This is a genomic window from Chryseobacterium lathyri, from assembly GCF_019970085.1.
Classification (GTDB): domain Bacteria; phylum Bacteroidota; class Bacteroidia; order Flavobacteriales; family Weeksellaceae; genus Chryseobacterium; species Chryseobacterium lathyri.
The window spans coordinates 333146-358099 of the sequence record NZ_JAHXYG010000001.1 but is presented as its reverse complement, the minus strand read 5'-3'; the positions used below and the strand labels follow the sequence as shown (position 1 = coordinate 358099).

Genomic DNA, 24954 nt, shown 5'->3' with positions numbered 1-24954 from the left:
AAAAATTAAAAATGAATTTCTCCTGCATTTTTTTATCTTTGCAAATTACAACGTTCTTAAATGAAAAACATACGAAATTTTTGCATAATCGCTCATATTGACCACGGTAAAAGTACTTTGGCAGACCGTCTTTTGGAGTATACCAATACAGTTACTCAGAGAGAACTGCAGTCTCAGACGCTGGATGATATGGATTTGGAGAAAGAACGCGGGATTACGATCAAGTCTCACGCGATCCAGATGGATTATGAGTATAAAGGAGAAAAATATATCTTAAATCTTATTGATACCCCGGGACACGTAGACTTTTCTTATGAAGTTTCCCGTTCTATTGCTGCCTGCGAAGGTGCCCTTCTTATAGTAGATGCGGCACAGAGTATTCAGGCTCAGACCATCAGTAATCTTTATCTGGCATTAGAAAATGATTTGGAAATTATTCCAATTCTTAATAAAATAGATCTTCCGTCAGCAAACCCTGAAGAAGTAACCGATGAAATTATGGGACTTTTGGGCTGTAAATATGAAGATGTCCTTAGGGTTTCCGGAAAGACAGGAGAGGGAGTTCATGATTTGCTCGAACAGATTGTCAATAGAATTCCTGCCCCGGTTGGAGACCCGAATGCTCCGTTACAGGCACTGATCTTTGACTCTGTTTACAACCCGTTCAGAGGGATTGAGGCTTATTTCAAAGTAGTAAACGGAAGTATTTCTAAAAACGAGAAAATCAAATTTTTCGCTACGGGAAAAGAATATGGTGCTGATGAAGTAGGAACATTAAAACTAAAGCAGGTTCCGAAAAAGACTATTGAATGCGGTGATGTAGGCTACATTATTTCCGGAATTAAAGATGCAAGAGAAGTAAAAGTAGGTGATACCATTACCTCTTTCGTAAACCCAGCCGCTGCTGCGATTGACGGTTTTGAAGAAGTAAAGCCAATGGTATTTGCAGGGATTTATCCTATTGAATCGGAAGATTTTGAAGAGTTAAGATTTTCATTAGAAAAATTAAGACTGAATGATGCTTCTTTGGTTTTCGAACCTGAAAGTTCTGCAGCACTTGGTTTTGGTTTCCGTTGCGGATTCTTAGGAATGCTTCATATGGAAATCGTACAGGAACGTCTTGAGAGAGAGTTTGATATGAACGTAATTACTACGGTTCCCAACGTTTCATATCACGGGTTTTCTAAAAAAGATCCTGAAACTGCAATTTTAATCAACAACCCATCAGAAATGATTGATCCCAATCTTTTAGATAGAGTTGAAGAACCGTATATAAAAGCTTCTATCATTACTAAATCCGATTTTGTGGGTGCTGTAATGACGCTTTGTATTGAAAAGAGAGGGGAGATTGTCAACCAAAGTTATTTAACGGCAGACAGGGTAGAATTAACATTTAATATGCCTTTGGCAGAGGTTGTTTTTGACTTTTATGACAGACTGAAATCTATTTCCAAAGGATATGCGTCATTCGATTATTCACCAATAGGAATGCGTTCCTCTAAATTGGTTAAAATGGATATTCTGATCAATGGGGATATGGTAGACGCTCTTTCTTCGCTGATTCACGATAGCAACGCTTATTATATCGGTAAAAAGATGTGTGAAAAGCTTCGTGAGCTGATCCCTAGACAGCAGTTTGACATTGCAGTTCAGGCAGCGCTGGGAGCGAAAGTTATTGCCAGGGAAACCATTAAAGCATTAAGAAAAGACGTTACCGCAAAATGTTACGGAGGAGATATTTCCAGAAAACGTAAGCTTCTTGAAAAACAGAAGGAAGGTAAGAAGAAAATGAAGCAGATTGGTAGAGTAGAAGTACCGCAATCAGCTTTCATGGCTGTATTAAAACTAAACGATTAATATAAAAAGACCGGTAATTTTACCGGTCTTTTATTTTTTTAGAAATTTCGCTGTTTTTCGATAAGGTTGGCCTGTATTACCAAAGCACCTAGGCCGAGGATGACTTCAGCAATTCCCAAAGTTCTTACAAGATTGATCCCGCATACGAGACATTCAGGTTCCGGGAAAGGTTTTTTCCCTACAACAATGATCAAAACTCCTCCTATGATAATAATGACCACGATAAAGGCTCTTAATAATGTTTTCATGATGGTATAATTTTTTATTTTCTATACCAAAGTTGAGCATATCTGTCATGAAATTTATAAGGAAAATCACTGTTTCACTGCGGTGATTTCACTTGTTTTTATTTCTTTCTGGTGAATTTTATTTCCATGGTTTTATATTCTTTCCCTGTCTTAGAATCAGGACCATACATTTCCATGGTGTGATTGTTGGCATCCGTAAATGTGTAAACCTCTCTGAAATCACAATCTTGTCCAGGTCTTGCCGGATCAGTCATCTTACCTTTAAGTTCAATAGATTTCTTGGAAGGGTTCCAGTCTCCTTCCGCATGCATGATTCCCGTTCCCATGTTATCGACCCAGGTACTTACAAACTTTTTCTTAGCGTTGTCGTAGCCCATTATGCTCATTCCTTCAAACGGCATTCCCATAAAGTTTCCTTTGTAAGTACTGTGCTGATATCTTCCTTCAAAGATCATTTTATTAGTACATTCAGATTGGCTGGTTACAGGTTTTGAATCTTTCTCCATCCAGGAAGTAGTTGCTCCGGTCCAGTTTCCGTCATATAATGCCAGCGTTTTGTGCATCTCACCGGGTGTGGCGTAGTCCATCCAGGCTTTTGTCGCAGCAGCAGAATCTACGGGTTTCCATTCTGCAGAATCTGTTTTAGCTAAGCCTTTTTCAGTTACAGGCTTTCCTTTTTCACAAGCGGTCAAAAGAAAGACTATTGCAAATAATAACAATAGATTTTTCATAATCAGTTAATTTTAAGTGGGTTATTATAAAATAAAGTTAGTTAATTTTATTATTCTGTCAATTCTTTTTTGATTTCGTTTATTAATCTTACCTTTGTGTATTGGTAACGCAAATTAGAATTATGGGATCTTCAAAAAAAATTCAGGATATTAAAGTGGCTGTTGATGCCGTTATTTTCGGATACTTTGATAAGCAGGATCTTCAGCTTCTTTTGATCAAAAGAAAAATTGACCCTTTCAAAGGAGGCTGGGCGCTTCCGGGCGGTCTTGTTCTGGATGATGAAAACCTGGATGATGCAGTGAAAAGAGAACTTCACGAAGAAGCAGGCATAAAGCCCGATTTTTTGGAACAACTCTATACTTTTGGTAACGTTGGCCGCGATCCACGGAATAGAGTAATTTCTGTGGCTTATTTAGGCCTTGTCAACCCATCCTATCATGAACTGTTTGCAGATTCTGATGCAGAAGATGCCCAGTGGTTCAGCGTAAATAAACTTCCATCACTTGCCTTCGATCATAAATCCATTATTGATATTGCGTTAAACAGACTCCGTACCAAGCTTCAGTATCAGCCTATTGGTTTTAATCTCTTGAATGAAGAATTTCCTTTTTCTGACCTTGAAAATCTTTACAGAACTATTGTTGGGCGTGAGATAGACCGCAGAAATTTTCGCAAAAAGATCATGAGCTATGGTCTGCTTAACGAAACCAATAATGTTAAAAAAGAAGGCAGCGGCAGGCCCGGAAAACTTTTTACTTTCAATAAGGAGAAGTATGAAGAACTTGAAAAAGAAGGCTTCTATTTCGAACTCAAATAATCTTTACTTCAGACGAATCAAGTACGAATTTACATAAAAAACTTATCATTTACCATTTTAAAATCATTAAACTTAAATTTTAGTTTGATGTATTTTTGTTATATTTCGTGAAAACATTAGTGTCATTTGTGTTTAAAATTCTTAATTTTTAATATTGATAATCAATAAGTTAAATATTTAGCGTTAAAATAACACAAATAAATTTTGTTCATAGAATTATATTGTTTTACATTTGTGTAAGAATAACACAATTACCAAACACAAAATAATATCATGGAAAAAACAGAACTTCACCCGCAGATATTTCTAATTGAAGATTTCCTGACCTCCGATGAATGTGATGAATATATTGTTATGGCACAGGGAAAAGTATTTGAAGAAGCGAAAATCAATATGAATGGGCGCCAGATGATGAGCAAAGGCATCAGGAATAACGACCGACTGATGATTTTTGATAACGATTTGGCAGAAGATCTTTTCAGAAAAGCAGCAGAATTTCTTCCTCAGGAACATGAAAATTATAAGCTTCAGAATTTTAATGAAATGTTCAGAGTTTATAAATATTCTCCGGGGCAGCGATTCAAAATGCATCGGGACGGAAGCTACATCCGGAATGAAAAAGAAAAAAGTTTCTATACTTTTCTAATCTATCTGAATGATGATTTTGAAGGAGGAGAAACAGAATTTGAAAGTTTGTTCACAGTAGCCCCAAAGAAAGGATCTGCTCTGGTTTTTTACCATCCGCTGAGACACGAAGGGAAAACCCTGATCAGCGGGCAGAAATATGTTTTGAGAACTGATGTAATGTATTCCAATAATTGACAATATGTAATAGGATATGCATTACTATGCCCGTTCTATTTAGCGTAAAAACAACACAAAATAAATAAAAAATGGAAAGCGGACTAAAACCAAGATTCATAGAGTCGTTACAGAGAAATAATGACCAGATAAGAGAAGACCGTGCACGCACCATCGGAGCAGATTCCGAATTGATCTACAGGCGCAGGGTTGAGGATATAGAACTGAAAATAAAGAGACTGGAGAGAGAACAGGAAGGCCTCATTGATATCAGTCCTTTAGACAGGAACAGCCTCACATTTGCAGACTTTCAGCCGGAAGCGTTTGTTCAGAAAGATATAGAATATTCATTAACAATCAGAAATTTAAATATTCAGTTAGAAGTCGCCGTAAAGAGATTTGAATATTTATTCGGTAAAACATTTTAGTTATGGGAAGTACAAAATACGATATAGATGCTCGTTTTGACAGGGCAAGAAAAGCAGGTTACGGATCTAAATCCGCAGGTGAAATTTTCACTCAGAATGCCAAAAGAATGGCTCATGAATCTATGAATCCCAAAGGTATTTCTTTCAGAGAATCCAGAGATTCTGAAGTGCACCCGAACTCTGTTCCCATTATTTTGGGACTGGATGTAACGGGCAGTATGGGACATATTCCGCACGAGCTCATTAAAGAAGGACTTCCAAAATTAATGGGCGGAATTATCCAGGGCAGCGTTCCGGATCCGGCATTATTATTTCTGGGAATAGGTGATCATGAATGTGACGCGTACCCTTTACAGATTGGCCAGTTTGAATCCGGAGATGAGGAGCTGGATATGTGGCTGACACGTACTTATATTGAATCCGGAGGTGGCGGAAATGCTGGAGAAAGTTATCTGTTGGCGTGGTACTTTGCCGCTTTCCATACGAGAACCGATGCGTTTGAAAAGAGAAATCAGAAAGGGATTTTGTTTACAGTAGGTGACGAACCTTGCTTAAAAACGCTTCCGGCATCAGCAATCAGGGAAATTATGGGGACAGGGCAGCAGACTTATACGCATCACGAATTACTGGAAGAAGCGAAAAAGAGATATGAAGTGTATCACATTAATGTTCTGCATTCTGATCAGGCTATGAGAGCAGATAGAGGCTGGAAGGAATTATTAGGACAAAACTGTTTATCAATAGCCGATCACAGAGAAATTCCGAATGTAATTAAAGAAGTTATCTGTAACACATTTAAAAATAAAACGTTCAGATCTGCAGATAAACACGGTTTTGATGATATTCAAATGTTTTAAGTCATGAAAAAGGCACAAATAGTAATAGGTCTGGGTTTTGGTGATGAAGGAAAGGGGATCACTACTGATTTTCTGGCACAACAAAACCCGGAGTCTGTTGTCATCAGGTTTTCCGGAGGCCAGCAGGCCGCACATACCGTAATGATTGATGGTAAAAAGCATATCCATTCCAGTTTTGCAAGTGGAGCACTTCGGGGTCTGCCCTCTTATTTTACAGAACATTGTACGATTCATCCGGTATTTTTACTGAATGAAAGAAAGGAATTATTGGAGAAAAACGGAAATATTGAACTGCATATTCACCCATTGGCAAAAGTAACCACTCCGTTTGATGTCTGGCAAAACAGAACCAATGTAAAAAACCTGGAACACGGAACCTGCGGAAAAGGTATTGGAGCAACGATGAAAAGACAGGAAAGTCCTTACAAACTATTTGCCGCGGATTTAATAGCTCCAAGAGGAATGCTGATCGAAAAGTTAAAAGGAATAGCCTATTATTATGGTTTTATGGAAGAGGATCAGCTGGAAAAAGCGCTTCAGGATTTTCTGGGTGCCGTAGACCGGATCGATTGGAAAATAGATGATTATACTTATCTGAATTCATTTGAAAACTTAATTTTTGAGGGAAGCCAAGGAATTTTATTGGATATGGATCACGGAGTATTTCCCAATGTAACCTATGCCCATACCACTTCAAAAAATGCTTTTGAGATCTGCAAGCTGTTGAACATTGAGGATATTGAAATGTATTACGTGACAAGGATTTATTCCACACGTCACGGAAATGGCTGGATGAGTAATGAAAAAGAATTGGTGCTGAAAAATAATGAAGAGGAAACATGTGTCTTTAATGATTATCAGAAGGAACTCCGTTTTGGAGAACTGGATTATGATCTGCTGAATTATGCCCTTCTTTTGGATGGAGCTTATGTTTCAGCAAGCAAAAAAAACTTGATTGTGACGTGTCTTGATCAAACAGATGAACAAATTAAAACAGAGAATTTAAAAGTGAAATTTGATGAAGTCTACGGATCATATTCCCCATATTCAAAAGACTTTAAACAAATTTTATAAACCAAATAATGGCTTTATATTTAGTGATAAAAACAGAGCCGAATACAATACAATGATGAAAGAATTTGAAATAAGAGCAGATTACGGCAGAGATACGATTGTGATATACCAGTCATACAATGAGCAGATTGCAAAACCTGCCGTGATGAATCAGAAGTTTTCTGCTCCTTTTTCATTCAACAGGATGACATGGATCAAACCTTCTTTCCTCTGGATGATGGAAAGGAGTAATTACGGACAAAAATCCGGGCAGGAATGTACTTTAGCCATCCATATTAAGAGAGAGGCCTGGGAAAAAGCATTGAGTAAAGCGGTTTTAACTTCTCCCGAAAAAAGGGCATATCCTAATCCGGGAACCTGGGAAAAAGAATTTAAAAAAGCAGAAGTCCATGTGCAGTGGGATCCGGAAAGGAATATTAAAGGTAACAAACTGGCGTACCGTTCTATTCAGGTTGGAATCAGCCGGTACCTGATTGAAGAATTTAATAATGAATGGATCGTTAAAATAGAAGATTATACGCCTTTGATAAAAAAGATCTTAAACCTTACAAAGTTGGGAGAATATGATAAGGCAAAAAAGCTGTTACCCATTGAAAAATTGTATCCGTTGCCGGCTGAGCTTGCTCTTACAATAGGGGCAAGTATTTAAAAAAAACAAAAGAAATGAAAACAATAAGTCTTTACAGACCGGTAGGAGAAAAAGAAATGATCCTGATTGTAGAAAGCGGATATAAAAAATTTCCACCAAGACTGGAATGGCAGCCTATATTTTACCCTGTACTAGATGAAAGCTATGCTTCAGAAATTGCTGAAAAATGGAATACAAGGGATGAAGCTGGAAATTATCTCGGATTTGTTACAAAATTTGAGGTTCCGGAAGAAATCATGAATCAATATCCAGCTCAGAATGTGGGTGCGAGAAACCATAATGAATTGTGGGTTCCGGCGGAAGAGCTGGAAAGCTTTAATGATGCGATTGTTGGGAATATTGAGGTGATTAAAGTATTCATAGGAGACGAGTTTACAAAAGAGACAAGTCCTGAATTGGAAAGCCTGATATTAAATATTAAAAAATTACCATGACAAATAAAGGGATGGCAAAAGATACCTTAGAGATCTTAGCCAAGACATATTATATAAACGAAGAAAACGAAAAAATAACGATAGAAAAATAACTTGAAATCTGTAAAAAAGAAACCGTTTTATTTTCACCCGAAGAACTTGCTGAAATGGCAAAAAATGAACTTCCGGAACTCGATTTTGAAACAAAGATTGAAATTTGGAATTGCAGTTCCTTGAAAGCAATATTAAAATTAGCAGATGAAGAAAATCAGAAAAAATTAATGTGTCTGAATTTTGCGTCAGCCAAAAATCCGGGCGGTGGATTTATCAACGGTGCTGAAGCACAGGAAGAAAGTCTGGCCAGAACATCAGCATTGTATGAAACTCAGCTTCAGGCGGAAGATTATTATAAGATTCACAGAGCAATGGAGTCTTGTTTTTATACCGACATGATGATTTACAGTCCTAAAGTTCCTGTTTTCAGAAAAGATAAAGGAGAATTATTACCGAAACCTGTTTTGTGTAATTTTATTACTTCTCCTGCGGTCAATGCCGGAGTGGTAAAGCGGCAGGAACCGGAAAGAGCAGATGAGATATGTGATGCCATGGATATTAGAATGGATAAAATGCTTGCTTTGGCCCTGAATCATGCAAATGAAACCCTAATTTTAGGTGCCTGGGGATGTGGAGTCTTCAGAAATGATCCAGAAGAGATTGCAGGGTTATTTAAAAAGCATCTTCATGGGAAATATAAAAATAAATTTAAAAGAGTGGTTTTTGCAATTTTGACGAAGAAAGAAGAAATGCTAAAGCCATTTGAGGAGATTATAAATTAGTATAAAAAATCCAAAATAATCATATGAAAGCATACAAGTATAGATCGATTGAAGAGAATCTTTTTAAAAGAGATTTTAAAACACTAGTTAACAATACTTTTTATTCTCCTAATTACACTACACTTAATGATCCATTTGACATTTATTTTAGTGAACAAATATCACCTTTAATAAAAAATTTAAACAAAATGTTTCCTAGTAATGATTCATCAAATTTTGAAAAACAACTCAAAACGGTTTTAAATTATAAAGAAAAAGTAGGTATTTATTGTTTAAGTAAAGATTTTTTAAATGAACAACTTTGGGCATATTATGCAAGTTCGTATTCAGGTTATTGTATTGAATATGATTTGGATAAATTAGTTGATAAAAGCCAAAACTCAGATTTTGAATATAAATTGGAGATTAATTATGAGGATGTTATTCCAATAATAGACATTGGAGATATAAAAAATCAAAATAGTTTAATTAGAAAAATGTATGCTGTAAAAAAATCAAATTGGAAACATGAAGATGAAATAAGATTAATTTTTAATGATTATGGATTTAAAAAATTTCATCCATCAGCAATTACGGGAATATACTTTGGACATAAAACTGAAGAAATTGTAAAGGAAGCTTTTTATAATCATTTTCAAAATGAAGACGTAAAATTCTATGAAATATTTCCATCCAATTTCAAGCTAGATTATAAGCTCATTTATGAAACAAAAAGAAAGCTGAAATTTGATCTAAATAAGTTTGACTTTGAAATGCTCAGGTCACCAAGAGAAAATCAATGGGAACAAATTTTTGATATATATTACAAAGGAAATAGCAATAACGAATTTGAAATAAACGAATTTATTGAAGCTTTTAAAGAGAAGTATTGCTTTAAAGAAAACACTTTATATCTGTTTAATAATAAAGAAATCTTGCCTTTACTAGATATCTATCCTTTTAATGAAGAACAAAACACTCAATATGAAAATTCAATTATCAAAATCATTTATGGTAAAAATTCTGAAATTTTAAAAACATGAAAAAACTAACCATATTAAGCGGTGCGGGAATCAGCGCCGAAAGCGGAATAAAAACATTCAGAGACGGGGATGGTCTCTGGGAAAATCATAATATAACCGATGTGGCAAGTCCTGAAGGATGGAGAAAAGACAGGGAGTTGGTTCTGGAATTTTACAACCAGAGAAGAAGACAGCTTCATGAAGTTGAACCTAATGAAGCCCATCTATTGGTTGCAGAACTGGAAAAACATTTTGACGTTCAGATTATTACCCAAAATATAGATGATCTGCATGAAAGAGCCGGATCAACCAATATTCTTCATATTCACGGAGAATTGTTCAAATCTTGCTCTTGTAATAATAAAAACCTGATCTACGAACAGAAAGGAGATATACGAATTGGCGACAAAGCTGAAGATGGAGCTCAGTTAAGACCTTTTATCGTGTGGTTTGGGGAGGATGTTCCTTTGTACAAGACTGCGCAGGAAAAGGTAAAAGAGGCCGATATTTTGGTCGTTATAGGAACCTCTCTGCAGGTGTATCCGGCAGCCGGACTGATCCATGACATCAAAGACGACTGTCTGCTGGTAGTTATCAATCCTAACGAAACAGGATTCGGATATGGACAAAGAGCCGTAGTGATGAAAGAATCCGCAACAAGAGGTATGCAGCTGCTATTTGATAAACTGGTAAACCTTGCCTGATGGAAAATATGGTAAAAGCCGGAATTTTTGGAGTGTGCATTGGGGATGCGCTGGGAGTTCCGGTTGAATTTAAGAAAAGAGAGGATTTAAAAAGATTTCCCGTTACGGGTTATCTGGAATTTATGTCATGGAACCAGCCCAAAGGAACATGGAGTGATGACAGTTCGTTAACTCTTTGTCTTGCAGAAGAGCTCACGAAAGGCTATGATTTAGAAAAAATTGGACAAAGCTTTGTAAAATGGAACAAATATGGACACTGGACAGCTCACGGAAGACTTTTTGATATTGGTGGAACCACAAGATACTCCATTGCACGATTGATCAAAGGAGAAAGTGCAAAGTTTTCCGGAAATATTTTTGAGGAAGATAATGGGAATGGTTCCTTGATGAGAATTCTTCCCTTAGCTTTTTATCTTAAAGATGAAGAAAATATCGAAAAACTGTATCAAACGGTAAAAGAGGTTTCCGCCATTACCCATGGGCATTTCCGTTCTGTTTTTGCATGTTTCATTTATGTTATTTTAGCCATTGAGCTAATCAAAGGAAAGAAAAGGAAAGAAGCTTATATGCATATGCAGAAGGTAGCCTTGGAATATTCAGAAATTCAAGGTTTTAACCCTAAAGAGATAGGGCTTTTTTATAGAGTTTTAAAAAATGATATTTCAGCCTATCCGGAAGAAGAGATCAAAAGTGGCGGCTATGTCCTCCATAGTTTAGAAGCCTCGCTTTGGTGTTTTCTCAACTCTGAAACCTATTCCGAAGCTGTATTAAAAGCAGTGAACCTGGGAGAAGATACCGATACAACCGGAGCTATCACAGGAGGAATTGCAGGCATTTACTACGGATTTGAAAATATTCCGGAAGAATGGGTTTCCGAACTTGTAAGAAAAGGAGATATTGAAGTTTTATGTGAAAAGCTTCAGAAAAAATTAATGAATTAAAGACAAAAATCATGAATGAAATACAAAACAAAAGAATAAGCAAATTTCTAAGCCTTATTCTGAGGCATCAGCCCGAGACCATTCAGCTGACACTGGATGAAAACGGATGGGCAGATGTTGATGAACTCATTACAAAATCTGCAAAAGGCAGAATGCATTTCAGTTTTGAAGAGCTGGAAGAAGTGGTGGAAACCAATAATAAAAAACGCTTTGCTTTTAATGAAGATAAAACCAGGATCAGAGCCAGTCAGGGACATTCCATTGATATAGACCTGGCCCTGAAACCGGCACAGCCACCCGATTTTCTGTATCACGGAACAGCAGAAACCAATATTTCTTCTATTCTGGCAAAAGGAATTGATAAAAGGAGCCGCCAACATGTTCATTTAAGCTCAGACAAGGAAACAGCTGCAAAAGTGGGAATGCGCCATGGAAAACCTGTGATTCTGACTATAAGAACAAATACAATGCATGAAGACGGAATACCGTTTTATCTTTCGGCAAACGGAGTGTGGCTGACAGATTTTGTGGATGCCAAATATATTTCAAAGTAAAGATGGGCAGAACATTAGTAATAGGTGACATCCACGGAGGGTTTAAAGCATTGAAACAGGTGTTTGAAAGAGCGGAAATCACAAAGGAAGATAGACTTATTTTCCTGGGAGATTATGTTGACGGCTGGAGCGAATCTTCTCAGGTTATCCGTTTCCTCATGGAATTTTCCGAAAAGCAGGAATGCATCTTCATTAAAGGAAATCACGATGCCTGGTGTGAGGAATGGATGTCCACCGGAGAAAGACAGGATGTATGGTTATTCAACGGAGGAAAAAGTACAGTTGAAAGCTATAATGACTACTCATTGGAAGATCTGGCTTTACACCTGGAATTCTTTCAAAGGATGAAAAACTATCATGTAGATGATCAAAACCGGCTGTTTATTCATGCAGGCTATTCCTCTATGCACGGACCTGAAAAAGAAATCTATTCCAGCAATTACCGTTGGGACAGAACCTTGTGGGAAACGGCAGTCGCAATGGATAAGGAATTAGCGAAAAATTCAGAACTCTATCCGAAAAGACTGCTTTTGTACAATGAGATATTTATAGGGCATACACCGACACTAGATATAGGAATCAGTCATCCTGTCAATAAGGCCAATGTCTGGAATATGGATATCGGAGCAGCTTTCACGGGTTCACTGTCAATAATGGATGTTAATACCAAGGAATTCTGGCAAAGCGATCCGCTTCCTACTTTATATCCGGATGAAAAAGGCAGAAATAACGATAGTGCAGGAAAGCAAACCTTATGAAAAAGCATCCCAAATTTTCAACATCCACCAACCTTATAAGTTTTTAAAACCTATAAGGTTTCTATTAATAACATCGACCCGGCTATTAATTTTTTTTCTCCCGCAGATCACAGATCTTTTTCTGAAATAACGAATAACCAAACGAAAATTCTTGATTTTTTGGCGCCTTAAAACAGCACTAAGATCAAAAACCCTAGCGTCCTTGCGATAATCCAACATCACAAAACAGACACCAATAAATCCACAATTTCCCTTTCCCACCCAAATCATATTAAGTAATTTTGAAGTTCAAAAACTGCTTCAATGAAACTGAGATACCTCCTGATTTTCCTGACTACATCTTTGCTTTTCGCTCAAAATTCATTTCAGACCCATTTTGAAAAAGGAAATAAAAACCAAACGGTTACTTATGATGAAATGAATAGCTATTATCAGAACCTGGCTAAAAGCTTCAATACCATCCAATACCTTAAAAAAGGAGAGGACGATAATGGAAGGCCCATTTATGTGGTGATTTACAATCCCTTTTCCGAAAAAGATGTTGAAAAAATCAGAAAAGACAAAGCCATTATCTTTGTGAACAACGGAATTCACCCGGGCGAACCGGACGGAATAGATGCTACAATGATGCTTATAAGGGATCTCGCAACCGGGAAAGTAAAAGCACCACAGAATTTTATTATAGCAGCTATTTCCGCCTATAACGTCAGTGGAATGCTGAACAGAGGCTCCCACTCCAGAGCTAATCAGAACGGTCCCGAGCAGTATGGTTTCAGAGGAAATGCAAGGAACTATGACCTGAACAGGGATTTCATTAAAGCAGATTCAAAAAATGCAAGAAGCTTCCAGGAAATTTACCAGTGGCTGCAGCCAGATGTTTTTATTGATAACCATGTAAGTAATGGAGCTGATTATCAGTATACTTTTACTTATATTTCTACCTTCAAGGAACGCCTTGGAGACACATTGGGAAATTACTTTTACAATGATTATCAGGCTAAAAACCTTGAGGATATGAAGAAACTGGGCTATGAAAGCACTCCTTATGTTAATATTCACGGAGATATTCCGGATGAGGGATTTGCTGCTTTTGAAGACTCTCCGAGATATTCTACAGGCTACACATCGCTCTTTAATTCGCTGGGAACAGTTCCTGAAACGCATATGCTGAAGCCTTATGATAAAAGAGTGGATGCGACATACAAATATATGCTCGTGAATCTTCAGAATTTAGACAAGAATTACAGGAAAATAAAACAGCTCCGTCTTGATAATTTGAAGCAGTATAAACCCGGAATGCAGTACGGAATCCGTTGGAAAATAGATTCAACCAGGTTTTCTACAATGGATTTCAAAGGCTACGAGGGAAGCTATAAGCCAAGTGATATTTCCGGAAAGCCAAGACTCTATTACGATAGGAATAAACCTTTTACCAAGAAGATCAAGCTCTTCATGACAGCCGTTCCTACGGGATATATCACCATTCCTAAATACTATGTGGTTCCACAATCCCAATACCGTGTGATCGAAGAGCTGAAAAGAAATAAAATCCGTATGACTGCTCTTAAAAAAGATAGCACGGCAATGGTTGAGGCTTATAAAATCAAAGACTTTAAAACGGTTAAAAATCCATACGAAGGACATTATCTTCATTATGATACCAGTGTGGAAACTGCAAAAAGGAATTTGGTTTTTTCAGCTGGGGATTATTTAATTCCAACAGATCAGCCTGGTGTAAAATATATTGTTGAAACCCTTGAACCTGAGGCTTTAGACTCATTTTTTAACTGGAATTTATTTGATGGAATCCTGGCGCAGAAAGAATATTATTCCGCCTATATTTTTGAAGACACCGCTTCAGAATTACTAAAGTCAGATAAAAAGCTGAAAGATGCTTTTGAGGCCAAAAAAACATCAGATAAAAAGTTTGCAGACGACGGAGCGGCCCAACTCGACTGGATCTACAGAAATTCTCCTTACTTCGAAGAAAAGACATTCAGACAATATCCGATTTATAGAATCTTATAGATTTTTATATTTTGACTTAATAACCTGATAATCAGAATTTAATTTACAGGTTTTTCACGCCTGAATAAAGGGTGTTTTTCCTGATAACTTTGGTACATATTCGGACGAAATTTGCTTTATAAAACCAATAAAAACTATAGTTATGGCAACTAAAAAGCATTTTTTCGTTTCACTGGAAGGAGTAGATCTTTCGGATGAGCAGTTGAAAAACATTGACAGAGGAATTCAGAACGTAGTTCTTTCTGAACTTTCAAAGATTGATAATACCCAGGCTTTCGGAGCTCACAGAGACTTCAAAGGATTGGTAAGACCATTGAAAATTAAAGACTGGTTTCCGTGGGGAATCATTATTTTCAAACCCGGAATTGATATTCAGAGCCAGTTGAAAGACATACAGTCTCAAATCAAAAGCTATGGAGGCTAATTCCAATACTTCAAAAAAGCTGTGTCCCAGTTATCTAGGAAAAGTTGGGGCACAGCTTTTCGGGGTGGTCAGCAAAGAGGGGAGGGTCCAGTTTATCACACCGCTCGCCGTCACAGAAGATTTTCTGCAGCAGAATAAAGATAAAAACAATCTTGAGCAGAGATTCCGTTTTACCGGAAAATGTGTAGAAAAAGGCTGCGCACAATGGAATAAAGAAGAGTCTAAATGCTCCCTGTCCCGGAAAGTTCAGAATTTGGATTTTCATAAAGAAACAGAGCTTGTCTTTTGCCCGATCCGGTCTCAGTGCAGATGGTTCTCTCAGGATGGAAAAGAGGCCTGCTTTTCTTGCAATGAAGTGACACGAAATATGGAAGAACTGCTTGTAAATATGCAAGAATAAAAAAGACGCTTCAAATTGAAACGTCTTTTTTGTTTTTATTTTGGTAAGCCCCTTTTTAAAGCAATTTCTGCTCTTTTAACGGCTACTTTTTCTTTCCAGTCCATATATTTCTTTTTGAAATTGGACTTCATGATATCATCAAATTTACGCTGTACGGTAAGATTCCATAAAGAATGAGCCTTTACTGCCCAGGATTTGTCCCAGGCTCTTAAAGAGATAGAGAAACTTCCGTCCAGGTATTTCATCCAGTGCCACCATCCGGTAGGCATAAAAAGAGTATCACCATGCTCAAGGAAGCACTCAATTCCTTCTACACCATCCAGTGCAGGATATTTTTCAAAATCAGGATTGTCGATATCATAATCTTCCAGTGCATAGGTTGCATAAGGAAGCCGGTACAGTCTTTCTTTCCACTTGTATTCAAACAGCTTTACATGTTTTCTTCCGTTGAAATGAGTATGGAAAATGTGCGCCATATCAATGTCAAAATGAAGAAATGTAACAGAACCTTTCCCTCCAAAAAACATGGACGGATATTTATCAAGGAATCCACCCATCAGTTCTTTTGGAGAAATATAATCTTCCAGTAATTTTTTAGCGTGTTTTATAGGGTCAAAAAAGAAAATTCTCAGATCGGTAGGCTCTTTTTGGATGAGGTCTATATAATCTGCGAACTTCATTTTTGTAGTGGGCGTATTGATGGGAGCGGCAGGATCGGCCTTTTTAGAATCATAAAGAGGAACCTCTACATCACCTACTGCTTCCTTTACATAATCCATGGTCCACTTTTGGTAAGCAGGCCAGTTTCTTGCCATATTTTTAATGACAACGGGCCTTCTGGGCTTTAGATATTTTTCCGTAAACTCTTCCTGAGTAATATCATCAACAACATCTATAGGCTTTAAAATAATTCCCATTCTATAAATTTTATGTTACAAAATTATTAAATAAATATATATGAATCAGTGTTTAAGTATTTTTTAATCTATGATTCAAATCATTTTTAACTATTTAGACTAAATAAAAAATTAAAAAAATCATTTTTTTCTTAAGAACTCTTAGCTATTTCTCAATATTAGCCATTATTATTCAAAAAACATACAGCCGGTCAACAATAAGATTCTAAATAAATTAAAATTTTGGAGTCAGATTTTTAAAGAATTAATAAGCCAAACAAACTATCGAAATGAAATTTACATCCTGTTGCTTCAAATGATTTACTAAATGGTTGAAATTTAAATATCACTAAGTTTATAGTGTTAAAGCATTTAACCTTTATCATTAAAATACATCTTTATAAAAGTGTAACAAAAAACACAAGCGACAAACTAATTAAGCAAATAATAAATTATGAAAGGAAAGATTTCTTTATTTCTGATGCTTTTTTTCACCGTGCTCACCTTTGCGCAGAAAACAGTGTCAGGGAAAATTACCGATGAAGATGGATCTGCTATTCCCAGTGCCAGTGTTACGGTAGAAGAACCAGGCAAAGATGCTATTTTGGCATATGGAATCACCAATTCCAAAGGAGAATATAAAGTGACGTTTACATCTGCAGAACCTAATGTGGATCTGAAAGTAAAAGCATTCAACCAAAAAACCCTGACCAAACAGATCAGTAACAGCGACCAGACTCTGACTTTCAAAATGCAGTCTGAAGCTACAGAAATAAAAGAAGTCCAGCTGAAAACAAAGATGATCACGGCAAGAGGCGATACCATTGCTTATGACCTTAAAGCTTTTGACAGTAAAAGCGACAGAACACTTGCCGATGTAATGAGAAAAATTCCCGGTATTGAAGTCAATAAAGACGGAACGATTCTTTACCAGGGAAATGCCATCAATAAATTTTATGTGAACGGAAAAGATCTGATGGAAGGCGGGTATGGGACGATCAACAATTCTCTTCCCAAAGATGCAGTGCAGAAAGTAGAAGTTCTTGAAAACCACCAGCCGGTAAAAATTCTTCAGGATAAAGTGCCTTCCGATCAGGCAGCGATCAATATCAAGTTAAAAAACTCTGTTACCATGACCGGAAGAGGAGAGGTCGGGACAGGATTCGGAGACCCGTGGTTATGGAATGTTAAACTTACCCCGATGTTTTTTGGACAGAAAAGCCAGTGGGTGGTGAATTACAAAACGAACAATATGGGTGAGCAGGTGGAAAATGAAGGGAATATCTTAGCTTTCGGAAGCCGGTTCGAAGGAAGAAGGATTAATGCTTCTCAAAATGACTGGCTGAATGTAGAAAACGCAAGTACACCCAACCTTCCTGTAAAAAGATACTTGATGAACAATGTGCATTATCTGTCTGCCAACTATCTTACCAATATCGACAAAAAGAAAGAGTGGGAGCTTAAAGCCAATGCCAACTATACCAATAATGCGGTTGAAAGAGAATCTTACAGCCAGACAGACTATTTTGGGGGAAGCTCCAATATTGTAAACATTCTTAATAATTTTTACACAGATAAAGCAAAAGGAGAATTAATTTTTACAAAAAATGCAAAAAAGGGATTCTTTAAAAACACCACAAGTTTTTCCCAGTATTGGAATGCAGACCGGGCAATTGTTGACAGAACAGATGCGTCAAACGGAGTGAAAAGACACGGCGATGAAGCAATAGAGTCTCCAACAACATCTTTCCAGAATTCCCTGAGTACCATTATTCCGTGGAAAGAAAAAATGGTGAATCTTTTATCTTTTATAAGTTATCAGACCGATAAACAGACACTGAAAGTTTTTCCGGCTTCTTATCTGGATATTCCGGGATTCACTCCCGAACCTAAGAATTTTGCAAAACAAAACCTGAGACTTAAAACAATTGAAGCCAATCATTCTGCCAATATCGGGTTCTCTAAAAAGGGATGGACCTTCACTCCGGAAGTTGGATTTAACTTTAAAACAACAGATTTAGTTTCAGATTTATCAAATATTATAACAGCAGGAGCTCTTCCGGCAGCCTATAGTAATGATCTTAGATATACTACGGCAACACCTTACGGAAGTTTGGGAGTAAATTATAAAAATGATTCATGGATGTTGTATGCCAATTTTCCTGTAAACTCTAATAACATTAAGGCGGAAGATCCGTTAAGAAATGTTGCTAAAGATGTAAATAAGGTGACTTTTGAACCTAGTGTTTTTGCACAGTATACTTTTGCCTCCTTTTGGAAAGCTTCGGTAAATGCTAATATTAATAACAATTTTGGAGAAATAAATACGGCTTATTCAGGATTCTTAATGACCTCTCCTGGCGGAATCAGTGCCATGGATATCAATAATCCGATACCTCAGAATAATAATAAATCTGCAGGAACAAGGCTGGAGTATAGAAACCCTTTGAATAATTTATTCTTCAACATCAATTACAGATTTTCAGACGCTAAAAGAAACCTGATTTCAAATCCTTTGATCAATGGGGCAGGTTATACCGTAATGCAGTATATAGAACAGGATAATCATGTATTAAATAATGGCTATAGTGTAGAAGTGGGAAAATACTTTCCAAAGTTCAAAACAAATGCCTCCCTCAGCTACAGCAACAATACAGCAAAATCTGATGCATTCCTGAATAATAATTCTTTTACAAACAACAACAACAGCCAGTCATACGGGATTAAATTCAATAATACCTATTTCAGCTGGATGAGCATAGATTATAATGCAAGTATTTCCAGAACAAAGCAAACCAGTACAGGAAATATAAACTCCAATGCCACCAGAACCGGGTTCACGCATAATCTTGGAGCGTTCTTCTATCCGGTAGAAGACCATACTATCGGATTCAACTGGGATCAGGTAAATACAAATGCAGCCGATCAAAAATACCACAACGGATTCTATGACGTTTCATATCAATTTACCTGGGCCAAAAAGAAAATTGATTTTGAACTTAAATGGATGAATATAGCCAACAAAAAAGTATTCGAAACATATGATATCAATACCACGAATATTACTTTTACAAGATATCAACTTCGCCCAAGCCAGGTTATGTTTACCGTGAAATTCAACTTTAAGTAAAAAAACAAAAACCAATCTCACTGAGATTGGTTTTTTATTTGAGATATATCCATACATATTGCTAAAAGCTATGATGATCGGCTGACGGACCATAGCTTCCCGGAAGCGGAATATCATTCAGTCTGTAATACACTCCCAGTTGAGCCCTGTGATGCGTGATTTGGTTTAAAGAATGACGGATAGAGCCATATTTCGTCCATTTTGCTATTTCCTGACCATTGTTTTTTAAAGCCCATGTTTCATTAAGGTCTTCTTCTTTAGCTTTGTCAAGCGCCTTCTCCGCAGATTTGAAATTTTCGTCCAGAGTCTGCAGAAGATCTTCTTTTGTAGAAAGATGCTTAGGCTGAAAATCTCCCTTCGCAAAATCCAGATCCGAAGTTTTCAGCATCACATCCGGCCACCCGAAAATTTCAGAAATATGAGTGGCAAGAGGCATCATTTTCATACTTTTCTCATGAGGAGCAAAATCATTTTTTCCTTCAGGATAAACTTCAAAAAATTTCCTGGTCGTCTGGTACTCTGCTTCAAGTTCATCTTTAAATTGTGATAAAGTGTCCATAATATTTGTTTTTAAGTACTTAAAGATAAGAGTTTTAAGAGAGAAAATGTTTTAAGGAAATCATAATTTTCTCTCATGGCTGATCAGATTTACCAGTTATACCTTTAAAAAGTCTGATAAATTATAATATATATAGTTGTTTTGTATTCTGTTGATAATCAGTGTAATGTATCAATTGAAGTAAAATTCTTTAAAAAAGCTGTAACATATTTCAGAAACTGATAACTAATTAGTAAATCTTTATTACAATGAAAAAGCTATTTTCTGTATTCTTTATTGCTCTTTTTGCCATAGCGTCGGCGCAGGATGCCAAAGAATCAAAAGAGGCAGCAAACCGTTTCTTCTATGAGCTGACTTTTAAACCGAAAAAGGATTCTGCCAAGATGGATAAAGTAATTACGATCCTGGATATTACAGACAAAAACAGATCCATTTATCAGGATTATACAGTGATTTCGCAGGATTCTATCATGAAAATTGAAATTGAAGCCATGCAGAAGGCAGGAACGATGAAAGATTTGTCGAAAACCATTAAAACCCCTAAAATATCAGCCAGAATATACAAATCATATCCAGGTATGAAAGTACAGTATGTGGATAAGATAGCAAACGGGTTTACACCAAGCAATATAGGATATAGCGAAGACCTAAAATTTAACTGGAATATCCTTAACGATAAGCAGAAAATTGGAGAATATAACACTCAAAAAGCGACTACTGAATTCGGAGGAAGAAAATGGACAGCATGGTTCAGTACAGAATTGCCTTTTCAGGATGGACCTTACAAATTCTTCGGACTTCCAGGTTTGATCGTTAAAATCGAAGATGATCAGAAAAACTATTCATGGGTTTTACAGGGAAATAAAAAAGTCAAGGATTATACAGAATACTCTTACATCGAAAACCTGATGCAAGCTAAAGGAGGAAAAGTAAATGAATTACCAAGAGAAAAATTTGAAAAAACATTCAATGATTTCAAAAAAGACCCTTTTGCATCCATAAGACCAATGATGACACAGGAAATGCTTTCTAAAACAGTTCCGGGAATGGATGGTACAGTGGGTGATATGGTGAAAAAACAGGAGAAGCAGTACAAAGACTTCTACAACGCCAATGATAATCCGATAGAAATATCATCAGCACAGCAGGATAAAAAGAAAAAATAAGACTTCATATCAACTAAATTATATTTTTAAAATCAACCCAGATACAGCAATGTGTTTGGGTTGATTTCTTTCATACTTTTCGTTATTTAGATTAAATTTAAATAGCGTATATTTGCCCTTACAAAAAATCCGGCTTTGAAACAGATTGACTTACATAAATTAAGCGGTTTCCCTAAAAACAAAATGGGAAAAATTTTAGGGTATGATAACGATTACCTGAAAATGCCAAACAAGATCATAGAAATGGGACTTTTACCGGAGACTATTTTCAGAATTTTGTACCAGGCGCCCTTCAAGGGTCCTATGTATGTAGAATTTGGAGAAGAAAAAAGCCGCATCGCTCTTCGTGAAGAAGAGGGAGAGTATATCATTGTTGAAGAATTGAATTAATGCAGGAAAATAAGAAAAAAAAGGTCCTTTTAGTCGGGAATCCTAATGTAGGAAAGTCTACGGTTTTCAATGCACTGTGCAATAAAAAACAGAAGACCGGAAACTATGCAGGAGTTACCGTTGCGAGCCATTCCGGAAATTACACCTATAAAAATGAAGAGGTTGAGGTGATCGACCTGCCAGGCTCGTACAGCGTTTATCCAAGTTCGGAAGACGAGGCTATTTTTTCTAAATTTCTTATTGATGAGCAGGAAAATTATGAAGGTGTAATCTATATTCTTGAAGCATTAAGCTTAAAAAGAGGACTGCTTCTTTTCCAGCAGATACAGGATCTTGGTATTCCTATGATCCTGGTGGTCAACCAGATTGATCAGGCAGAAAGAAGAGGCATTAGCATTGATATCCAGAAATTTTCAGATGCTCTGGGGATTAAAATTATTCAAACCAATGCCAAAGAACAGATTGGAATAGATAAGATTAAAGAGTCTGTTTTGCATGATGGATTTAAAAAAGCAGAGACCATCACCTTCGAAACGCCAAACGAGCATAAAGATTTTATTCAGAAAATTGCGGCCCATAAAGGACTTGACAACGAATATAAAGCCTGGATGAGTATTTCATTGGGCTCCGATCTCGGAAGAATAGAATCTATAAAAGACCTTCTTAACCAGCCTGATTCTAAAAGCTTGGTTCCAAAACGATTACAGGTTCAGGAGACCGTAAGAAGATATCAGAGCGTAGATAAAATATTAGCAGATGTAATCTCTAAAAAAGCCCAGTTCAAAGAGCTTTTAACGGAGAAATTAGATAAAGTGCTGGTCCACAAATTCTGGGGCTATGTTGTTTTTCTTTTTATCCTGCTGATTATTTTCCAAAGTGTTTTCTTCCTTGCAGAATATCCGATGAACTGGATCGATGATTCCTTCTCATGGCTGGCTGCTTTTGCTGCAGAACACTTGCCGGAAGGGCCTGTCAATTCACTGATTTCAAGTGGAATTATTCCCGGAATCGGAGGAATTGTAGTATTTGCCCCACAGATTGGTATTTTATTGTATTTCCTATATCTACTGGAAGATTCAGGATATATGGCGAGAGTGGTATTTCTGATGGACAGGCTGCTGAGACCTTTCGGACTGAATGGGAAAAGTATCGTTCCTTTAGTATCAGGAACGGCCTGTGCCATTCCTGCTGTGATTTCTACAAGAAATATCGAAAATGTAAAAGAAAGATTATTAACCATACTGGTTACTCCTTTTATGACCTGTTCTGCAAGGCTTCCGGTATACAGCATCATTATCGGACTGATCATTTCTGACGGGTCTTTCCTTGGAATTAAATATAAAGCGCTGGTATTGATGGGAATGTACCTTTTGGGCTTCCTTGTAGCACTGTTTTCAGCAGCAGTTTTGAAAAGATTTATCAAAAATAAAGACAAGACTTATCTTGTAATGGATTTGCCAACTTATAAAAAGCCCCTTTTCGGATACGATCTTAAAATGGTACTGGGTAAGGTTTGGGACTTCGTTACAGGAGCAGGAAAGATTATTTTTATTGTAAGCATCATTGTCTGGTTTTTAAGTTATTTTGGACCCAAACAGAAACCCAATCAATTTGTGGCTACCAATGTAGAACTCGACCATTCTTATCTGGCCAAAATGGGTAAAGGGATTGAGCCTCTTATCGAACCGCTTGGCTACGACTGGAAAATGGGCGTGGGAATTCTGACAAGCTTTGTGGCCAGAGAAGTTTTCGTCGGGACAATGTCTACACTCTACAGTTTGGATGATGATGCCCCCGAAGTGAAAGTAATAGATAAAATGAGAAGAGACGTAAAACCTGACGGCGAAAAAGTGTTCAGCTTCGCAACGGGAATTTCCGTACTTTTATTTTATGCATTCGCAATGCAGTGTGTTTCTACGCTTGCAGTAGTCTACAGAGAAACCAAAAGCTGGAAATGGACCGGCTTTCAGGTTGTAATGATGACCGGTTTGGCATATTTTGTGTCGTTGATAGCATATCAGATTTTAAAATAATGGATACTTCACTAATTTTTCAGTACGTAATCATCATACTGATCGTTGCATTCGCCTGTTATTCTTTATTTAAAGTACTCAGAAAGAATTTCGCACCGAAAAAATTCAGTTCCAAAAGAACCAACTGTGATAAAGACTGCGGTTGCTCCTGATCCTGTTTTTAAGCTTATAATTGAAAAAATTGTAGTAATTTCATTCTCTGAAACTAAAACCTTTTCGATTTGAGCCCAAAATCAGCAGCAGTCTTGTTATTCTCTCTTCTAACCATTTGGGTAAACGCCCAGACCGATACTGCTAAAATCAAGTCCTATGCAGATCAGGTAATGGTCCGTGTAAATCTCGACACCAATATTGAAAAATATGTTTTTACAGAAGGCTCTGAGGACAAACCTTTAGAAACCATCTTTTCAATCAACAATAAAACAAGAGCTTCCTTTTCTATTGATTATAGGATTATAAGTGCAACTATTTCATTTACACCAAGTTTTCTTCCCGGGAATAATGATGATGCGCTCAAAGGAAGCAGCTCCTATGCAGACTTTAGATTCAGGCTTTTCCCCAAAAAATTTATCCAGACCGTTTATTACAAAAACGTAAAAGGATTTTATATGGAAAATATGAGCGATTTTTTTCCGGACTGGAAAGAAGGAAAAGACCCATACCTTCAGTTTCCCGATCTTAGGGTTCAGAGTTTTGGAGGGTCTACAGCCTATGTACTAAAGGATAATTTCTCTCTGAAAAGTATTTATACACAAGGCGAATGGCAGAAAGAAAGCCGTGGAAGCTGGGTGCCTATTGTAGATTATGACCTTTCCATATTCAGAGATATTTTAAACGGACAGAAAAGTAAAGAAACCCAGTACAGTTTCGGGGGCAGCATGGGGTACTTTTATAATTGGGTGCTTGGCGCGAAAAAAAGAGTGAATATTGCTCCTCATATCTCGCTGGGATTAGGCGGAATGTTTTCCAACAGCTGGGATATTCAGGCGGACGGGACAAAATTTAACAAACAAAATACACAGTATCTAACCCTGAAGTTTGCTAGCGGACTTCATATAGGATATAATACAGACCGGTTTCTGTTCGGAGGAAAATTTAATGTCAATGCTTATGCCTACAATGAAAAAGATAACCAGAATGTAGAAAATAACAATCTATATGGATTGCTGTATATAGGTTACCGTTTTCCGCCACCGAAGGTTATCAAAAGGAATTATGACAAGATTCAGAAAAAGATTCCCATCTTATAACTTATTAG

The 24954-nt window shown here is 36.9% G+C and carries 26 protein-coding genes; 22 read left to right on the top strand and 4 right to left on the bottom strand.

What is annotated here, in order from left to right:
* Nucleotides 1–60 precede the first annotated feature (60 nt).
* Complete coding sequence (lepA, locus tag LC418_RS01675; protein WP_111953921.1) at nucleotides 61–1857, top strand: translation elongation factor 4; 1797 nt, start codon at nucleotides 61–63, stop codon at nucleotides 1855–1857.
* Between the two features lie 38 nt (nucleotides 1858–1895).
* Here lepA and LC418_RS01670 read toward each other — a convergent pair whose 3' ends face one another.
* Both LC418_RS01670 and LC418_RS01665 read right to left on the bottom strand, forming a co-directional pair.
* Nucleotides 1896–2105 (bottom strand): hypothetical protein, encoded by a 210-nt coding sequence (locus tag LC418_RS01670; protein WP_111953919.1) that lies wholly within the window; start codon nucleotides 2103–2105, stop codon nucleotides 1896–1898.
* A 98-nt stretch (nucleotides 2106–2203) separates the two neighbouring features.
* Entirely contained in the window at nucleotides 2204–2836 is a 633-nt protein-coding gene (locus LC418_RS01665; RefSeq protein WP_223557873.1) for a DUF1579 domain-containing protein, read from the bottom strand.
* 122 nt (nucleotides 2837–2958) lie between these two features.
* Between LC418_RS01665 and LC418_RS01660 the strand changes: the two genes are divergently transcribed.
* The 16 genes from LC418_RS01660 to LC418_RS01585 all read left to right on the top strand — a co-directional run bounded on the left by LC418_RS01660 (nucleotide 2959) and on the right by LC418_RS01585 (nucleotide 15522).
* A complete protein-coding gene (locus LC418_RS01660; protein ID WP_262901758.1) occupies nucleotides 2959–3654 on the top strand; it encodes an NUDIX hydrolase in 696 nt (231 codons plus the stop codon).
* A 273-nt stretch (nucleotides 3655–3927) separates the two neighbouring features.
* On the top strand, nucleotides 3928–4476 hold the full coding sequence (locus LC418_RS01655; protein WP_223557872.1) for a prolyl hydroxylase family protein: 549 nt from the start codon (nucleotides 3928–3930) through the stop codon (nucleotides 4474–4476).
* Between the two features lie 71 nt (nucleotides 4477–4547).
* Nucleotides 4548–4883: a hypothetical protein gene (locus tag LC418_RS01650; protein ID WP_223557871.1), complete on the top strand. Its 336-nt coding sequence runs from the start codon at nucleotides 4548–4550 to the stop codon at nucleotides 4881–4883.
* A 2-nt stretch (nucleotides 4884–4885) separates the two neighbouring features.
* A complete protein-coding gene (locus tag LC418_RS01645) occupies nucleotides 4886–5740 on the top strand; it encodes a hypothetical protein (RefSeq protein ID WP_223557870.1) in 855 nt (284 codons plus the stop codon).
* Between the two features lie 3 nt (nucleotides 5741–5743).
* Nucleotides 5744–6814, top strand: coding sequence for an adenylosuccinate synthetase (locus LC418_RS01640; RefSeq protein WP_223557869.1), 1071 nt, complete (start codon nucleotides 5744–5746; stop codon nucleotides 6812–6814).
* A 52-nt stretch (nucleotides 6815–6866) separates the two neighbouring features.
* Entirely contained in the window at nucleotides 6867–7463 is a 597-nt protein-coding gene (locus tag LC418_RS01635; RefSeq protein ID WP_223557868.1) for a DUF4291 domain-containing protein, read from the top strand.
* Between the two features lie 14 nt (nucleotides 7464–7477).
* On the top strand, nucleotides 7478–7897 hold the full coding sequence (locus LC418_RS01630; protein WP_223557867.1) for an ADP-ribosylation/crystallin J1: 420 nt from the start codon (nucleotides 7478–7480) through the stop codon (nucleotides 7895–7897).
* 98 nt (nucleotides 7898–7995) lie between these two features.
* The gene (locus LC418_RS01625) at nucleotides 7996–8712 is read left to right on the top strand and encodes a TIGR02452 family protein (protein WP_223558339.1); all 717 of its coding nucleotides are present in this window, start codon (nucleotides 7996–7998) and stop codon (nucleotides 8710–8712) included.
* Nucleotides 8713–8735: 23 nt separating this feature from the next.
* Nucleotides 8736–9734 (top strand): DUF2971 domain-containing protein, encoded by a 999-nt coding sequence (locus tag LC418_RS01620; protein ID WP_223557866.1) that lies wholly within the window; start codon nucleotides 8736–8738, stop codon nucleotides 9732–9734.
* Nucleotides 9731–10417 carry an SIR2 family NAD-dependent protein deacylase gene (locus LC418_RS01615; protein WP_223557865.1) on the top strand — a complete coding sequence of 229 codons (687 nt, stop codon included), beginning with the start codon at nucleotides 9731–9733 and terminating at the stop codon, nucleotides 10415–10417. The genes LC418_RS01620 and LC418_RS01615 overlap by 4 nt, the downstream gene beginning before the upstream one ends.
* Nucleotides 10417–11358, top strand: coding sequence for an ADP-ribosylglycohydrolase family protein (locus tag LC418_RS01610; RefSeq protein WP_223557864.1), 942 nt, complete (start codon nucleotides 10417–10419; stop codon nucleotides 11356–11358). The genes LC418_RS01615 and LC418_RS01610 overlap by 1 nt, the downstream gene beginning before the upstream one ends.
* An 11-nt stretch (nucleotides 11359–11369) precedes the next feature.
* Nucleotides 11370–11912: an RNA 2'-phosphotransferase gene (locus tag LC418_RS01605; protein ID WP_223557863.1), complete on the top strand. Its 543-nt coding sequence runs from the start codon at nucleotides 11370–11372 to the stop codon at nucleotides 11910–11912.
* A gap of 2 nt (nucleotides 11913–11914) precedes the next feature.
* Nucleotides 11915–12670 (top strand): metallophosphoesterase family protein, encoded by a 756-nt coding sequence (locus LC418_RS01600; protein WP_223557862.1) that lies wholly within the window; start codon nucleotides 11915–11917, stop codon nucleotides 12668–12670.
* A gap of 303 nt (nucleotides 12671–12973) precedes the next feature.
* Nucleotides 12974–14698, top strand: a complete 1725-nt coding sequence (locus LC418_RS01595) for a M14 family metallopeptidase (RefSeq protein ID WP_223557861.1) — start codon at nucleotides 12974–12976, stop codon at nucleotides 14696–14698.
* Between the two features lie 142 nt (nucleotides 14699–14840).
* Complete coding sequence (locus LC418_RS01590) at nucleotides 14841–15122, top strand: hypothetical protein (RefSeq protein WP_111953889.1); 282 nt, start codon at nucleotides 14841–14843, stop codon at nucleotides 15120–15122.
* Entirely contained in the window at nucleotides 15112–15522 is a 411-nt protein-coding gene (locus tag LC418_RS01585; protein WP_223557860.1) for a hypothetical protein, read from the top strand. Before LC418_RS01590 ends, LC418_RS01585 begins: the two co-directional genes overlap by 11 nt.
* A gap of 35 nt (nucleotides 15523–15557) precedes the next feature.
* Here LC418_RS01585 and LC418_RS01580 read toward each other — a convergent pair whose 3' ends face one another.
* The gene (locus LC418_RS01580; RefSeq protein WP_111953885.1) at nucleotides 15558–16439 is read right to left on the bottom strand and encodes a cupin-like domain-containing protein; all 882 of its coding nucleotides are present in this window, start codon (nucleotides 16437–16439) and stop codon (nucleotides 15558–15560) included.
* A 433-nt stretch (nucleotides 16440–16872) separates the two neighbouring features.
* Between LC418_RS01580 and LC418_RS01575 the strand changes: the two genes are divergently transcribed.
* Nucleotides 16873–19548 carry a carboxypeptidase-like regulatory domain-containing protein gene (locus LC418_RS01575; RefSeq protein ID WP_223557859.1) on the top strand — a complete coding sequence of 892 codons (2676 nt, stop codon included), beginning with the start codon at nucleotides 16873–16875 and terminating at the stop codon, nucleotides 19546–19548.
* A 61-nt stretch (nucleotides 19549–19609) separates the two neighbouring features.
* Here LC418_RS01575 and LC418_RS01570 read toward each other — a convergent pair whose 3' ends face one another.
* Nucleotides 19610–20107, bottom strand: a complete 498-nt coding sequence (locus tag LC418_RS01570; RefSeq protein ID WP_223557858.1) for a DinB family protein — start codon at nucleotides 20105–20107, stop codon at nucleotides 19610–19612.
* A 248-nt stretch (nucleotides 20108–20355) separates the two neighbouring features.
* Between LC418_RS01570 and LC418_RS01565 the strand changes: the two genes are divergently transcribed.
* From LC418_RS01565 to LC418_RS01550, 4 genes are all read left to right on the top strand, one after another.
* Nucleotides 20356–21273 (top strand): GLPGLI family protein, encoded by a 918-nt coding sequence (locus LC418_RS01565; RefSeq protein ID WP_111953879.1) that lies wholly within the window; start codon nucleotides 20356–20358, stop codon nucleotides 21271–21273.
* Nucleotides 21274–21408: 135 nt separating this feature from the next.
* Nucleotides 21409–21663 carry a FeoA family protein gene (locus tag LC418_RS01560; protein WP_111953877.1) on the top strand — a complete coding sequence of 85 codons (255 nt, stop codon included), beginning with the start codon at nucleotides 21409–21411 and terminating at the stop codon, nucleotides 21661–21663.
* Complete coding sequence (gene feoB / locus LC418_RS01555; protein ID WP_223557857.1) at nucleotides 21663–23696, top strand: ferrous iron transport protein B; 2034 nt, start codon at nucleotides 21663–21665, stop codon at nucleotides 23694–23696. The genes LC418_RS01560 and feoB overlap by 1 nt, the downstream gene beginning before the upstream one ends.
* Before the next feature lie 221 nt (nucleotides 23697–23917).
* Complete coding sequence (locus LC418_RS01550; protein WP_223557856.1) at nucleotides 23918–24946, top strand: DUF4421 family protein; 1029 nt, start codon at nucleotides 23918–23920, stop codon at nucleotides 24944–24946.
* Nucleotides 24947–24954 lie beyond the last annotated feature (8 nt).